The 13,630-nt window shown below is 69.1% G+C and carries 13 protein-coding genes and 1 pseudogene; 11 read left to right on the top strand and 3 right to left on the bottom strand.

Annotated elements, in window-relative coordinates; translation table 11 throughout:
* Positions 1 to 16: 16 nt before the first annotated feature.
* The 3 genes from OG456_RS41180 (at position 17) to OG456_RS41170 (ending at position 3,407) form a co-directional block, all read left to right on the top strand.
* Positions 17 to 1,558: a long-chain fatty acid--CoA ligase gene (locus OG456_RS41180; RefSeq protein WP_266570188.1), complete on the top strand. Its 1,542-nt coding sequence runs from the start codon at positions 17 to 19 to the stop codon at positions 1,556 to 1,558.
* Between the two features lie 47 nt (positions 1,559 to 1,605).
* Positions 1,606 to 2,478, top strand: a complete 873-nt coding sequence (locus OG456_RS41175) for a hypothetical protein (RefSeq protein ID WP_266570187.1) — start codon at positions 1,606 to 1,608, stop codon at positions 2,476 to 2,478.
* 116 nt (positions 2,479 to 2,594) lie between these two features.
* Entirely contained in the window at positions 2,595 to 3,407 is an 813-nt protein-coding gene (locus OG456_RS41170) for an SDR family oxidoreductase (RefSeq protein ID WP_266570186.1), read from the top strand.
* A gap of 135 nt (positions 3,408 to 3,542) precedes the next feature.
* On the opposite strand, the gene OG456_RS41165 is transcribed toward OG456_RS41170, so the two are convergent.
* Positions 3,543 to 4,736: an RNA-guided endonuclease TnpB family protein gene (locus OG456_RS41165; RefSeq protein WP_266570185.1), complete on the bottom strand. Its 1,194-nt coding sequence runs from the start codon at positions 4,734 to 4,736 to the stop codon at positions 3,543 to 3,545.
* Positions 4,737 to 4,940: 204 nt separating this feature from the next.
* Here OG456_RS41165 and OG456_RS41160 point away from each other — a divergent pair, with 204 nt between their 5' ends.
* Both OG456_RS41160 and OG456_RS41155 read left to right on the top strand, forming a co-directional pair.
* On the top strand, positions 4,941 to 5,990 hold the full coding sequence (locus tag OG456_RS41160) for a phosphotransferase family protein (RefSeq protein WP_266570184.1): 1,050 nt from the start codon (positions 4,941 to 4,943) through the stop codon (positions 5,988 to 5,990).
* 51 nt (positions 5,991 to 6,041) lie between these two features.
* Positions 6,042 to 6,359, top strand: coding sequence for a putative quinol monooxygenase (locus tag OG456_RS41155; RefSeq protein ID WP_266570183.1), 318 nt, complete (start codon positions 6,042 to 6,044; stop codon positions 6,357 to 6,359).
* Positions 6,360 to 6,475: 116 nt separating this feature from the next.
* On the opposite strand, the gene OG456_RS41150 is transcribed toward OG456_RS41155, so the two are convergent.
* Positions 6,476 to 7,675, bottom strand: coding sequence for an acetyl-CoA C-acyltransferase (locus tag OG456_RS41150; RefSeq protein ID WP_266570182.1), 1,200 nt, complete (start codon positions 7,673 to 7,675; stop codon positions 6,476 to 6,478).
* A 272-nt stretch (positions 7,676 to 7,947) separates the two neighbouring features.
* Between OG456_RS41150 and OG456_RS41145 the strand changes: the two genes are divergently transcribed.
* From OG456_RS41145 to OG456_RS41135, 3 genes are all read left to right on the top strand, one after another.
* On the top strand, positions 7,948 to 8,460 hold the full coding sequence (locus OG456_RS41145) for a MaoC family dehydratase (protein WP_266570181.1): 513 nt from the start codon (positions 7,948 to 7,950) through the stop codon (positions 8,458 to 8,460).
* Positions 8,461 to 8,711: 251 nt separating this feature from the next.
* Positions 8,712 to 9,182, top strand: a complete 471-nt coding sequence (locus OG456_RS41140; RefSeq protein ID WP_266563812.1) for a helix-turn-helix domain-containing protein — start codon at positions 8,712 to 8,714, stop codon at positions 9,180 to 9,182.
* Positions 9,071 to 9,853: an IS630 family transposase gene (locus tag OG456_RS41135; RefSeq protein ID WP_266563810.1), complete on the top strand. Its 783-nt coding sequence runs from the start codon at positions 9,071 to 9,073 to the stop codon at positions 9,851 to 9,853. The genes OG456_RS41140 and OG456_RS41135 overlap by 112 nt, the downstream gene beginning before the upstream one ends.
* Here the strand turns inward: OG456_RS41135 and OG456_RS41130 are convergent.
* Entirely contained in the window at positions 9,850 to 10,422 is a 573-nt protein-coding gene (locus tag OG456_RS41130; protein ID WP_266570180.1) for a hypothetical protein, read from the bottom strand. The two genes, OG456_RS41135 and OG456_RS41130, sit on opposite strands and share 4 nt — an antisense overlap.
* Before the next feature lie 149 nt (positions 10,423 to 10,571).
* On the opposite strand from OG456_RS41130, the pseudogene fecE reads away from it, so the two are divergent.
* The 3 genes and pseudogenes from fecE to OG456_RS41115 form a co-directional block, all read left to right on the top strand.
* Positions 10,572 to 10,670 (top strand): annotated as a pseudogene (fecE, locus tag OG456_RS41125) (Fe(3+) dicitrate ABC transporter ATP-binding protein FecE); the annotation flags it as partial.
* A gap of 146 nt (positions 10,671 to 10,816) precedes the next feature.
* A complete protein-coding gene (locus OG456_RS41120; protein ID WP_266570179.1) occupies positions 10,817 to 11,971 on the top strand; it encodes a hypothetical protein in 1,155 nt (384 codons plus the stop codon).
* Positions 11,972 to 12,106: 135 nt separating this feature from the next.
* Positions 12,107 to 13,615 (top strand): carotenoid oxygenase family protein, encoded by a 1,509-nt coding sequence (locus tag OG456_RS41115; RefSeq protein ID WP_266570177.1) that lies wholly within the window; start codon positions 12,107 to 12,109, stop codon positions 13,613 to 13,615.
* Positions 13,616 to 13,630 lie beyond the last annotated feature (15 nt).

The following is a 13,630-nucleotide window of genomic DNA, read 5'->3' as shown; positions in this document are numbered from 1 at the left end:
CGGAAGGTCGCCCCGCATGACCAACGCTGCCGCACCAGTCTGGAACCACGCCGCGTCGACACCCGACCGCATCGCCCTTCGTGGGGAGGAGGGTGAGGAATGGACCTACGGCCGGCTGCGCGAGCGCGCCGCCGCCGTCGCGGGCCGCCTGGGGGAGCAGGGCGTAGGCCCCGGCGACAGAGTCCTGCTCGTCGCGCCCTCCGTGCCAGAGTTCGCCTTCGCCTACTACGGGATCCTCGCCGCCGGAGCCATCGCCGTCACCGCCAACACCATGGCCCCACAACGGGAGTTGGCGTACATAGCGGGCGATGCCGAAGTATCGCTCGTGCTGGGCTGGCACGCGATCGCCCCGGCACCCAGGCAGGCAGCGGACGAACTGTCCCTCCCGTACTGGGAGCTGCGGCCCGGTCTCACCGGGACGGGACCGTCCGAGACCACCGCGCTCCTCGACGCGCACCCGCGCGAGGACGACGACACAGCCGCTCTCCTCTACACCTCCGGCACCACGGGCCGGCCCAAGGGAGCCCAGCTCACCCACGGCAATCTCAACGCCTGCGCGGCGGTCTTCTGCGACGTGCACGCCATCACCGCCGACGACCGCGCCGTGACCGGCCTGCCCCTGTTCCACGTTTTCGGCCAGGCATGCGTGATGGCCACCACGATGCGCGCCGGCGGCAGCCTCACCCTGCTCGAACGCTTCCACCCGTCGACCATGCTGGCCGTGATCCGCCGCGACCACCCCACCTTCATCGCCGGCGTCCCCACCATGTGGAACGCCCTTCTGCGCACCGGCGACGACACAGGCGCCGACTTCACGGGCCTGCGCCTCGCGTCCTCCGGCGGCGCCTCACTGCCGGTGGAGGTGATGCGCGCCTTCGAGGAGCGGTTCGGCTGCACCATCGTCGAGGGATACGGCCTGACCGAGACCACCGGAGCCGCCACCTGCCATCTCGCGGGCCGACCGGCGAAGCCAGGACACGTGGGACGGGCCCTGCCCGGCTGCGCCATCTCGGTACGGGACGACGACGGTCATGAACTGCCACCCGGCCAGGTCGGCGAGGTGCACATCAAGGGCCCCGTCGTGATGAAGGGCTACTGGAACCGCCCCGATGCCACCGCTGAGGCCCTGCGCGACGGGTGGCTGCGCACGGGCGACCTCGGCGCCACGGACGGCGACGGGGACCTGCGCATCGTCGACCGCAAGAAGGATCTCGTCATCCGCGGCGGCTACAACGTCTATCCGCGCGAGGTCGAGGAGATCCTGTACGAACACCCCGACATCGTCGAGGCGGCCGTCATAGGAGTCCCCGACGAGTTCTACGGCGAAGAGGTCGCGGCCGTCATCGCGGTACGGCCCGGCGCCCGCCTCGACGCAACCGAACTGCGCGCCTGGGCCAAAGAACGCCTCTCCGCCTACAAGGTGCCCCATCTGGTCGCCGTTGTGGACGAGCTGCCGAAAGGAGCGACCGGGAAGATCCTCAAGCGCGCGATCGATCCGGCCCTGCTGAAGGTGGACGCGGGCACGGCGGACGCGCCGGCGCCGACACGGCAGGACTGAGCAACCGCGCCTCCTGGAACGCCTCGAACCAGTGACGGGACACACGCATGACGACGACACACGCACCGGCCTACGCCCGCGAGACCTGGCAGACGCTCGAGCCCTACCACGGCGCGGTCTACTTCTCGCCCGAGGCACACGCCGCCTACGCGGCACTGGGAGTGGAGAGCGGGCCCGGATACTTCGCCTCCCGTGCGGCGGCCCTGGGCCCGGTCGCACCGGAAGTCGTGATCGCCACCTTCTACAACTTCAACCCGAAGGCCGTACGGGCAGCGCTTCCCGCCGCCTGGCGGACCGCTCCGCCCGAGGAATTCCTCGCCGCACGGCTGGCAGGCATCGACGCGACGCTGCGCAGAATCCTCGGGGCCGGGGTTCTCGCATCGGAAGAGCTTCGGCGGGCCGCGGAGCTGGGCAGGCGAGCCGCGGAATCCACGCCGGCACACCTGCACGGCAGGCCCCTGTTCGCCGCGCATGCCGCACTGCCCTGGCCCGACGAGCCGCATCTCGTGCTGTGGCATGCCCAGACGCTGCTGCGTGAATTCCGGGGAGACGGCCATGTGACGGCGCTCCTGGACGCCGGGCTGAGCGGCATCGAGGCGCTGGTCACCCATGCCGCGGCCGGGCCGGTGGGCGCCGAGGCCCTGCGGACGACGCGCTCCTGGACGCCGGACGAATGGGCCGGGGCGGTGGAGGGGCTGCGTACCCGGGGGTGGCTCGCGAGCGGGCCCGAGCTGGCCTTCACGGCGGAGGGGAAGGAGCGGCGATCGGCCGTGGAGGCGGCCACGGACCGGTTGGCCGCCGCGCCCTACACCGCCCTGGGACGCGACGGCTGCGCCGAGCTGCGTGACCTGGTGCGGCCCTGGAGCCGGTCCCTGGCAACGGAGTTGATGCCATGGGCCGCGGCGCGACTGAAGGACTGACGTGCGCTCCGGGCGGGCCGAGCCGTCCATGGCACAAGTCATTGAAGGTGACGCCGGATTCATCTACGGTGCAGAGGCCTGAGGAGAGCCGGTCGAGCAACTGAACGGGAGAGTTCGTGCAGATCAACGGGAAAGTCGCCATCGTCACGGGAGCGGCGGGCGGCATCGGCGCTGCCATCGCCCAGCGCCTCCTGGAACACGACGCTCAAGGCGTCCTGCTGACGGACCTCGACGCCGGTCGCCTGGAGACGACGGTCAAACTGCTGGCCGGTTCGCACGGCGAGCGGGTCGGGGCAGTGGCGGGCAATGCCGCGTCGACGGCGGATCTGGAGCGGATCGTCGATGCGGCCGAGCAGCGGTTCGGACCGGTCGACCTGTACTTCGCGAACGCCGGGGTCGGCGGTGGCGCGGGGCTCGACGCGAGCGAGGAGGAGTGGAGCCGGTCGCTCGACGTCAACGTGATGGCGCACGTGCGTGCCGCGAAACTGCTGGTGCCACGCTGGGTCGAGCGCGGCGCCGGCTACTTCTTCAGTACGGCCTCGGCCGCCGGCCTGCTCACGCAGATCGGCTCCGCGACGTACTCCGTCAGCAAGCACGGCGCCGTGGCGTTCGCCGAGTGGCTCTCGGTGACGTACGGGGACAGCGGGGTACGGGTGAGCTGCCTGTGCCCGCAGGGGGTCGAGACCGAACTGCTCATGTCCGGCACCCGGTCGGACGATCCGGTCGAACGAGCAGCGGCACGCGCCGTGTTGGACTCCGGCGAGCTGCTGCGGCCGCTCGACGTCGCCGACCACGTGATGGAGGCGGTCGGCGACGAACGGTTCCTCGTCCTTCCGCACCCGCAGGTACTCGACTTCTACCGCCACAAGGGCAGCGACTACGACCGGTGGCTGCGCGGCATGCGGCGCTACCAGGATGCGGTGAAGTGACCTGACGCAGCACATCGTTGCTGCGCACCGCCCGTGCCTGATGAGGGCGGAACGCGCGTGAATCTCGCGCCGGGCGGCCCGTCGGTGAAACCGTAAGAGACTTGACTTCCTCCCCCTCGTGAACGAGGGGGATTCCTACGGCTTGCGCCGTGGGGTTTCCTGCTTCATTGCCGACTGCCCGCCCGGAGAACTCCGTTGAGGTCTTACACCGGCTCCACAGGCCGAAACCGCCAGCCCGGCGGCCTTCAGGTTCTTCGCCGCGTTCACGTCCCTGTCGTGGGTCGTTCCGCAGCCGCACGTCCAGGTGCGGACGCTCAGCGGCATCTTCTCCTGGAGGGTGCCGCAGGCGTGGCAGAGCTTGGAGGAGGGGAACCACCGGTCGACGGTGATCACCTCGCGTCCGTACCAGGCGGCCTTGTACTCCAGCATGCTCCGGAACTCCGACCATGCCGCGTCCGAGACGGCGCGGGCCAGGTGCCGGTTCTTGACCATGTTGCGGACGGTCAGGTCCTCGATCACGAGCGTTTGGTTTTCACGCACGAGCTTCGAGGTGAGTTTGTGCAGGTTGTCACGCCTGCGGTCGGCGATCCGGGCATGGATCCTGGCAACCTTCCGGCGGGCCTTGACCCGATTGTTCGACCCCTTGGCCTTCTTCGCCAGGCGGCGCTGAGCCAGGGCGAGCCGGGCACGGTCCTTGCGCTCATGCCGGGGATTGGTGATCTTCTCCCCGGTCGAGAGAGTCAGTAGATGGTCGAGACCTACATCGATGCCGACCGCCGTATCCGTCTTCGGGAGTGGCTTGACAGTGGGGTCGTCGCACAGCATGGACACGAACCAGCGTCCCGCCGCGTCCTGGGACACGGTCACCGTGGACGGCGATGCCCCCTCGGGGGGCTGACGCGACCACACGATGTCCAGCGGCTCACGCATCTTCGCAAGCGTCAACTTCCCGTCACGGAACCGGAAACCGCTGGTCGTGTACTCGGCGGACTTCCGCGACTTCTTCCTCGACTTGAAACGCGGGTACTTGGCCCGCTTGCCCAAGAAGTTCGCGAACGCCGTCTGCAGATGCCGCAGACACTGCTGAAGCGGGACGGAGGAAACGTCGTTGAGGTAGGCCAGCTCCTCGGTCTTCTTCCAGGCCGTCAGCATCGCCGACGTCTGGTTGTAGTTCACCCGCTTCTGCCGCGTCCACGCCTCAGTGCGGGCGGCGAGTGCCAGGTTGTAGACCTTCCGCACGCATCCGAAGGTGCGCGACAGCTCCGCCGCCTGCGCATCCGTCGGATAGAAGCGGTACTTGAACGCCCGCTTCACGCACGTAGTGGCCATGGCTCACAAACTATTGGGGCAAACTGTGACCAGTCAAATGCGGGTCACAGTACGGTCTTTCGCCTTGGCGGCGAAACCCCGCCCCTTGCCCTGCTCCGCAGGGATTTCGTTTGTTCGCCAGCCTGAAGGCTGGGGTATCCACGAAAGGAATCAGATGACCGTTGGAGGATTCGTGTTCGAGCTGTCCCACGGCCCGGGCGCCGTATGAAGTCCGTCGACGCCCACGCCGGGGCGCCGGCGGGCACCGACCTCGGCGCGCTCGCCCGATGGCTGGGCAAGCGGGGCGAGCACGTGACCGGTCCGCTCACCGCCCGGCGCATCGGCCTCGGCCAGAGCAACCTCACCTACCGCGTCGACGACGACGACGGCCACTGCTGGGTGGTCCGCCGTCCGCCGCTCGGCACCCTGCTTCCCACCGCCCACGACATCGGGCGCGAACACCGCATCCTGGCGGCACTCACCGGCACTCAGGTCCCAGTACCCGCCGTGGTCGGCCTGTGTGACGACGGCGGCGTGCACCACCTGGTGATGGAGCACGTCGACGGGATCGTGCTCGACGGCCTGGACGTGGCCGAGGCCCTGCCCACTCCGGTGCGTGCGGGCCTGGGGCCGTCGCTGACACGCACCCTCGCCGCGATCCATGCGGTGGACCTGGAGAAGACCGGTCTGCACGACCTCGCGAGTCACCGGCCTTACGCCGAACGGCAGTTGAAGCGATGGTCCCGGCAGTGGGAACAGAGCCGCACCCGCGACCTGCCCGCCCTCGACCGGCTCACCGAGCTGCTCCGCCGCCGCGTCCCCGAGCGGCAGAGCCTCGTCCTGGTCCACGGAGACCTGCACGTCCGCAACGTGATCTGCTCGCCGGACACCGGCACCGTACGCGCCGCGCTCGACTGGGAGCTGTCGACGCTCGGCGACCCGATGGCCGACCTGGGCACCCTGCTCGCCTACTGGCCCGAGCCCGGCGAAGTCCCGGCGGATCGCCCCGCCCTCGGCGTCACGGCACTGGACGGCTTTGCCCGACGCGACGAGCTCATCCAGAGCTATGCCAGGTCGAGCGGCCGCGACATCGGGCCGGAGCTAGCCTTCTGGCACGTACTTGCCGTGTGGAAGGTGGCGGTCATCGGCGAAGGCGTCCTGCGACGCGCCCTCGACGAGCCACGCAACGCCGCGGAGGGCGGCCCGCCCAGCACCGCCTACATCGACCAGATGGTCGACCAGGCCTGGGCACTGGCCACCCACTACGGCCTCTGACACTGGGCCATGCGCCGCCGGCCCATCGCCCAACTCAAGGAGAGGCACCCCATGTCGTACGTCATCATCGCCACCATGATCGCCAAGCCCGGCCAGGAGGAACTCGTCGAGAAGACACTGCGGGAAGCCGCGGCCGATGTGCACGCGGAGCCGGGGTGCGCCCGCTGGGCCCTGCACCGTAAGACCGGCACCACCGGCCACTTCGTCATGGTCGAGAAATGGGAGTCCAAGGAAGCGCTCCACATCCACGGCAAGGGCGCCGCGCTCGCCGGGATCGGACGCGCGCTGAAGGACGCGTTGGAGGGACCAGCGGATGTCGCCGTCTTCGACGCACTCCCGGCGGGTGACGCCGAGAAGGGCGCACTGTAGGCACGCGCGATCGCGTCGGCCACGCAGTGGTCCGTACGTGCTGATGGCTCCGGTGCCCGTGTCAGGCGGCACGGGCACCGGAGCCGTTCGGGACCTCTCGGAATCCCTCGGACCCGTCAGAGCACCTCGAAGAGCCCGGCGGCCCCCATCCCTCCGCCGATACACATGGTGATCACCACATGGCGGACACCGCGCCGCCGCCCCTCCACGAGCGCGTGGCCGACCAGGCGAGCCCCGGTCATGCCGTACGGATGGCCGACCGCGATCGCGCCACCGTCGACGTTGCACCGGTCGGGATCGATGCCGAGCGCGTCCCGGCAGTGCACCGCCTGGGAAGCGAACGCCTCGTTGAGCTCCCACAGGCCGACGTCGTCGACCGAAAGCCCGTGTTCCTTGAGGAGCTTGGGGATCGCGAACACGGGCCCGATGCCCATCTCGTCGGGCCCGCACCCGGCCACGGCGATACCGCGATACGCCCCGAGCGGTTCGAGCCCGCGCCGCTCGGCCTCCGCGGCCTCCATCAGGACCGACGCCGACGCCCCGTCCGAGAGCTGGGACGAATTGCCCGCCGTCACCGTCGAGACGGCTCCCGCGGCGCCGTCCGGCAGTACCGCCTTCAACGTGCCCAGACCGTCAAGGGTCGTACCGGGCCGATTGCCCTCGTCGGCCGTGAGCGTGACCTGCTCCCGGCGCACCTCGCCGGTCGCCTTGTCCTGTACGAGCTTGGTCGTGTCCAGTGGCACGATCTCCGCGTCGAACCGGCCCGCCTCCTGCGCGGCGGCCGTCCGCGTCTGGGACAGCAGCGCGAACGCGTCCTGCCGTTCACGGCTGACCCCGTACCGCTCCGCGACGATCTCGGCGGTCCGGAGCATCGGGAAGTACAGGTCCGGGCGATGCTCGGTGAGCCAAGGGTCCTGCGCGCGATAGGAGTTGGCGTGTTCGTTCTGCACGAGCGAGATGGACTCCGCGCCACCGCCCACGGCGATCTGCATGCCGTCGTGGACGATTTGCTTCGCCGCCGTGGCGATGGCCATGAGCCCCGACGAGCACTGCCGGTCGATCGTCATGCCGGGCACGGAGTCGGGTATCCCGGCGCGCAGAATCGCCTGCCGTGCCAGGTTGAAACCGCTGGCGCCCTGCTGCGCGGCGACGCCGATGACCACGTCCTCGATCTCACCGCCCTCCAGGCCGGCACGCTCGACGGCAGCCGCGAGCACATGAGCCGTGAGCTCCTGCGGCTGAGTGTCGTTGTAGGCGCCGCGGTAGGCCTTGGCGATGGGGGTGCGGGCGGTCGAAACGATGACGGCTTGCCTCAAGGGTGCTCCAGGTGTCTGTTGAGCCGTTCGGCATGTGGATGGGTAACTGCGGTGCAGGGGAACGGCGTTGAGGGGCTGCCCCCTACTGTCGAGTGGCGCAGTCCGCCAGTCCGTGGATGTGAACATATCGGTATTGACGTCGGATTCAAGTCCTACTGAGCGTGCCGCCTGTGGCGGATGACGTCAAGGAGTGATGTGATCCGGTCCAGATATTGAAGCCGGATTCATCTTCGAATACCGTCGTCGGCGTCCCCCGGATTCCAGGAGCTGCCATGACCGAGACCGCGGCACAGCTGCGCCCGACGACCGTCGAAGATCTGGTGAACCTCATCGGCACCGAGATCGGCCCGACCCAGTGGCACACCGTGACACAGGAACGGATCAACGCCTTCGCCGACCTGACCGGCGATCACCAGTGGATCCATGTCGATCCCGAGCGTGCGGCGCAGAGCCCGTTCGGATCGACCATCGCGCACGGCCTGTACAGCCTGTCGCGAGGTCCCCGCTTCATGGAGGAACTGATGGCGTTCGACGGCTTCGCGCACAGCCTCAACTACGGCTACAACAAAGTCCGGTTCATCTCTCCGCTGCCGGTGAACTCGCGTATCCGGATGCGCGGAACGTTCCTGTCGGTCGACGTGGTGAAGCCCGGACAGGTCAACGTCCTGACGCAGATGACCATCGAGGCGGACGGCATCGACAAGCCGATCGTCGTCGCCGAGTCGATCGGCCGCTTCACCGAGCACACGCAGGACGGCCCTACGGCTCAGGGGGCGACCGGGTGAGTGCCGAGCGGGAGTGCGGCTACCGTGCCGTCCGGTCCAGTTGCGCCAGAACGGTATCCGGCACGTCACTACGTAGAAGAGGGATCAGCAGGCCGGACGCCGACGATGGTGCGGCGGCCGGCCGGCCATGACTGCGTGCGGTAAGGGTCGGAGACCCTAGTAGCGTGTCGTTGCTTAGTTCTGGGTTGTTTGGTTGGGATGGTGGGGTCCGGCAGATGTTGCTTCCCTTCTGCCGGACGGGAGTTGGGGTGATGGGTTCGCAGAAGAAGAGGCCGGTGGTGCTGACCGCGGCTGATCGTGAAGAGCTGGTTCGGGTAACCACGACGGGTATCCATCCAGCCTCGGTGATCAGGAGGGCGCGGGTGCTGCTCGCGCTCGACACCTCTGCAGGCGCGATCGGCTCGCAGGACGCGGTCGCGGCCCGGGCCGGAGTCTCGGGCGAGACACTGCGGCTGGTGGCCAAGCGGTTCGCCGAGACCGGTGGCGATGTTCACGCCACGATCGCCCGGAAGAAGCGCGAGCTGCCGCCGGTACCCTCGCCGGTGACCGGTGAGGTCGAAGCCCGGCTGATCGCGATGGCATGCTCACAGCCACCCCAGGGCTATACCCGGTGGTCCCTGCGGCTGCTGGAGAAGCATGTCGCGCTGGTCGAGGACATCCCGAACCTGGATCACTCCACCATCGGGCGGGTCTTAAAAAAACGAAACTGCGTCCTCATCTGAAGAAGTGCTGGACCATCCCACCGAAGGCAAACGCGCAGTTCGCGGCCCGGATGGAAGACGTACTGGCCATCTATGCCCGGCCCTATGACCCAGCACGTCCGGTCGTGTGCATGGACGAGAAGCCCTACCAGCTCCTCGACCATGCCCGCGCCCCGCTCCCGGCCCGCCCTGGCCACGACACCTGCCAGGACAGCGAGTACATCCGCTGCGGCACGTGCTCAATCTTCGTGTGGGTCGAACCCCTGCGCGGGTGGCGTCGAGTTCAGGCACTGTCCCAGCGGACCCGGATCGACTGGGCCGGCCAGATCAAACAGCTGCTGAGCGTGGATTACCCCGACGCCGAGGCCGTGGTGCTGGTGATGGACAACCTCAACACCCACACCATCGCCTCACTGTACGAGGCCTTCGAACCAGAAGAGGCCTTCGCGCTGGCCCAACGCCTCGAGATCCACCACACGCCCAAACACGGGTCATGGCTCAACATCGCCGAGATCGAACTCTCCGCGCTGACCCGCCAATGCCTCGACCGCCGGATCAACGACCTCGACATCCTCAACACCGAACTCACAGCCTGGCAGAACGCCACCAACACCGACCAACGCCAAGTGAACTGGCAGTTCACCACCCACGACGCACGCACCAAACTACGTCACCTTTATCCCAAAAATTAGCTACGACGGTCTACTAGGCCGCCCACTCCCGCAACAGCGCCTCCCGCTCCCCACTCCCGCAACAGCGCCTCCCGCTCCCCGCTCCTGGGTGACCCGCCCTCCCACGCGCGGCCCCACGCCGACATCGCCGCCAGCGTCGTCTCCATCGTCGCGGCGCCCTGCGTGAGGCGGGACAGCAGGGTGAGGGAGAGGTCGACCTCGGTCTGGGGGTACCCGACGGCCGCGGCAACGTAGGCCGCCAACTCGTGGTCGCCGCCGGCTGATTCCACGTGCACGGTCATCAGTGGCGGGGCATCGTCGAGCCGGCCGGAGCTCACGGGCAGCGCCAGCTCCGTCACCGCGCTCAGAGCCAGGTCCTTGACCACGCCGACCCGCCGCTTCAGGGACTTCACGGGGACGTCCGCCACCGTCAGGGCGGTCACGTCCTCCCACAGGTGGAGGCCGGACTGTCTGTCGCCGAGGCCCACCACGCCCTCGGGGGTCAGGCGTACCCCAGGAGCCAGACCGGACGGCTTTGCGCCCACGTACACATCGCCCTCGGCGATCCAGAAAAGGCCCACCATGGCCATGGTTGCTCACTTCCCCCGACGACGGCGCGGCCGTCGTGCTACTTCTCAAACGATCAGGTCGTCCACCGTAACGCGTGATGGGGGCGGGGAGTTCCCAAAAGGTCAGGTCACAGCGCTGATCGGCCCGAACGGCAGTGGGAAGCCGACCGGCGCAGGACACCGAAGTGCTGCTGCTGGACGAACCCACGACCTCTCTCGACCTGCGCCATCAGGTGGAGATCCTGGACCTTGTCCGCGATCTCGCCGAGTAGACGCGTGCTGTACGGGCCACGACGGGGTGTCGCGGCGCCCGCCGCAGCGGTAGGGCGGGACGCATGCCGTACGAGATCGCCACCCCTTATTCTTCCGCTCATCGCAGCACATACAGCTGCAGGGCCGAGGCGGGGGACGACACATGACATATCGGCGCGCGGTGATACCGGCACTGGTCGGAGGCCTGCTCATCACGCTGTTGCTGTGGTGGGCGGGGGCGAGCACGCAGGCACTGCAACTGCGCGGCACCACCAGCGTGTTCGACCCCCAGTCCGTGACCGAACTCGAACGCTGGCTCGCACCCTGGTCGTACGACTCAACGGCGGAGCTGATGTCCGGCGGCCCTGTCGGTGGAAGCACGGCGATGGGGGGAGGCACCCAGTACGCCGATCTGTACAGCACGGCGATGCAGATCAGATTCGTGGCGGTCTTCGTGTTCTTCCTGGCCGGTGCGCTGCTCCTGGTCCGCAGGATCCCGCCGACGCAGGGCCGTACGCCGGCCACGTTGCTCGCGCTGTGGGCCTGGGCCCCGGTGGCCGGAACGCTGGCCGTGACCGTCTCCGCGCCCTGGCTGATCGCGTCCAGGGGGCACGGCAGCTACCGGGTGCTGCCGGCGCTGGCGGGTGTGATCGCGTCGAGTGGCCCGGTCACGGTGTTCACAGGGCTGTTGACCGCCGCGGTCACGGTGCTCGTGGCGCGTGTCACCGCCAAGGGTGAGGATCCGCTGCCCCGGCACAGCGTGCCGCCGCGCGCTGCCCGCATGGCCGCGAGCGCGGGGACAGTGGTGGTCGCGTTGTCGCTGGTGGTCCTCTCGTACCAATCGGTGGCGGCCCGGATCCAGACCTCGTTCGACGGTGGAGGACTGCTGTCCGAGCCCGGCGACCTGCTGCGCCAGTGGCTGCTGCTCGGTGGCTGGACGGGCCCCGCGAGCACTGGGCTGGGGGACTGGCTGCTGTACCGAGCCGTCGACGTGCTCATGCTGGCCGTGGTGTGGTGGACGCTGCGACTGCTGCCCGGCCTGCTCACGCGCGCCACGGTGCCGGCGATGGCGGTGGGCGCGGTCTGCGCCACCGTACTGGGGCTGCTGGCGAGCCAAGTGCTGCACATGGCGATTGACGACACGGCCGGCGTGTACGGGCCCGTGCACCGGTTCTCGGCGCTCGGCACCGGCGCCCCGGCCGCACTCACCTTCGGCATCGCGGCGGGCCTGGCAGCCGTCGCGACACTGCGGCTGGCCGGGGGCCCTGACACGGGTGAGGTTCCCGCCGGCCGGGACACGGCTGACGTTCCCGGTTAGCGACCCTGGTGGGGGTGTTGCCGGCACCACCCCCAGACGGGGCCCAGGCCACCTGACTCGCCGTCGGCCGCGCGGCAGGCTTTTCCCAGCACCGGTGAAGAAACGCCGGGCACCGGCCAAGGACGGGGAAGAGCGATGAGCGGTCACACACGCCGAAGGATCCTCCAGGGAGCGGCAATCGCGGCAGCCGGAAGCGTGGTCGGGGGCTACGGTCCCGGTTTCCACGCCACCGAGGCACAGGCCGCCATCCGCGGCACGGCGGCCGGGGACGGGGAGTCAACTCCGTTCCTGGAGGGCGCGTTCGCGCCGGTCACCGAGGAACTCACGGCGTTCGGCCTCAAGGTGAGCGGCCGGGTGCCACGCGACCTGGACGGCCGCTACCTGCGTACCGGCCCCAACGCTCTGGGAGTTGAGGACCCGCGGGCCCACCACTGGATGCTCGGCGACGGCATGGTGCACGGGGTGCGGCTGCGCGGCGGGCGCGCCGAGTGGTATCGCAACCGATGGGTGCGTTCCTCGCAGGTGGCACGGAAACTGGGTGAGCCGTACCCGGGCCAGGCCCCGCCGGACGACTTCGCCTGCAACACACACGTCATCCCGTACAAGGGCCGCATCCTGGCCCTCCAGGAGAGCGGACCGCTGCCGTACGAACTGGACGGCGAGTTGAACACGGTGCGGCCCTACGACTTCCGCTCCACGCTGGAGGGCGCGTTCACCGCGCACACCAAGTACGACGCGGCGGCGGACGAACTGCACGCGGTGGCGTACTACCCGACCTGGGACCACGTGCGGCACCTCGTGATCGACGGGACCGGCCGCGTGGCACGGACCACCAGGATCCCGGTCGCGGACGCGCCGATGATGCACGACTTCGCCCTGACCGGGAAGTACGTGGTGATCGTCGACGTGCCGATCACCTTCGACATGGCAGCCGCCGAGGCGGGCGCGCCCGTGCCCTATGTGTGGAACCCGAAGCACCCGATGCGGGTGGGTGTGATGCCTCGAAGTGGCGGCGCCACGCGCTGGTTCGAGATCGATCCGGTGTTCTACTCGCACACGCTCAACGCGTACGACCAGGGCGACACCGTCGTCATGGAACTGACCACCATGCCCGCCCCGTTCTACGCCGCGGGCCGGGGCAACGGCGGGCCCTCCACGACCGGCACACCCGCACTCGACCGCTGGACCATCGACCTGCGTGCGGGCCGAGTGACCAGCACCCGGCTCGACGACCTGCCGCAGGAGTTCCCCCGCGTCAACGAGTCCCTGGTGTCGCGACGGCACCGCTTCGCATACACGGCAAGCGCCGCGGAGATGTGGCGCGCCTACGAAACGGTCGACGGGGTGCCGCCGGACGACAAGTTCACCAACTGCCTGGTCAAGCACGACATGCTGCGCGGCAGCCGGCAGGTGCACCGCTTCCCGCACGGCGCGGCGGCCGGAGAGCCGGTGTTTGTCCCACGCCGCGGGGCACGGGACGAGGACGACGGCTACCTCCTGTCCTACGTGCACGATCCCGACCGCGGAGCCAGCGACCTGGTGATCCTCTCCGCCCAGGACTTCACCGCCCGCCCCCTGGCCCGTATCCACCTGCCGGGCCGGGTACCCCTCGGCTTCCACGGGAGCTGGGTCGCGGACGCGTGAGGCCGGAACCCGCAG

Origin of the sequence: Streptomyces sp. NBC_01446 (assembly GCF_026340095.1) — a bacterium.
GTDB lineage: Bacteria > Actinomycetota > Actinomycetes > Streptomycetales > Streptomycetaceae > Streptomyces > Streptomyces aureus.
The sequence above is the reverse complement of the archived record's forward strand: the minus strand, read 5'-3'. Positions and strand labels throughout refer to the sequence as shown.

Excerpts from the sequence above, each read along its gene's own strand:
- OG456_RS41120 (WP_266570179.1), top strand. The coding sequence starts at position 10,817 with ATGACATATCGGCGCGCGGTGATACCGGCACTGGTCGGAGGCCTGCTC.
- OG456_RS41145 (WP_266570181.1), top strand. The coding sequence starts at position 7,948 with ATGACCGAGACCGCGGCACAGCTGCGCCCGACGACCGTCGAAGATCTG.
- OG456_RS41155 (WP_266570183.1), top strand. The coding sequence starts at position 6,042 with ATGTCGTACGTCATCATCGCCACCATGATCGCCAAGCCCGGCCAGGAG.
- OG456_RS41140 (WP_266563812.1), top strand. The coding sequence starts at position 8,712 with ATGGGTTCGCAGAAGAAGAGGCCGGTGGTGCTGACCGCGGCTGATCGT.
- OG456_RS41130 (WP_266570180.1), bottom strand. The coding sequence starts at position 10,422 with ATGGCCATGGTGGGCCTTTTCTGGATCGCCGAGGGCGATGTGTACGTG.
- OG456_RS41160 (WP_266570184.1), top strand. The coding sequence starts at position 4,941 with ATGAAGTCCGTCGACGCCCACGCCGGGGCGCCGGCGGGCACCGACCTC.
- OG456_RS41175 (WP_266570187.1), top strand. The coding sequence starts at position 1,606 with ATGACGACGACACACGCACCGGCCTACGCCCGCGAGACCTGGCAGACG.
- OG456_RS41115 (WP_266570177.1), top strand. The coding sequence starts at position 12,107 with ATGAGCGGTCACACACGCCGAAGGATCCTCCAGGGAGCGGCAATCGCG.
- OG456_RS41165 (WP_266570185.1), bottom strand. The coding sequence starts at position 4,736 with ATGGCCACTACGTGCGTGAAGCGGGCGTTCAAGTACCGCTTCTATCCG.
- OG456_RS41180 (WP_266570188.1), top strand. The coding sequence starts at position 17 with ATGACCAACGCTGCCGCACCAGTCTGGAACCACGCCGCGTCGACACCC.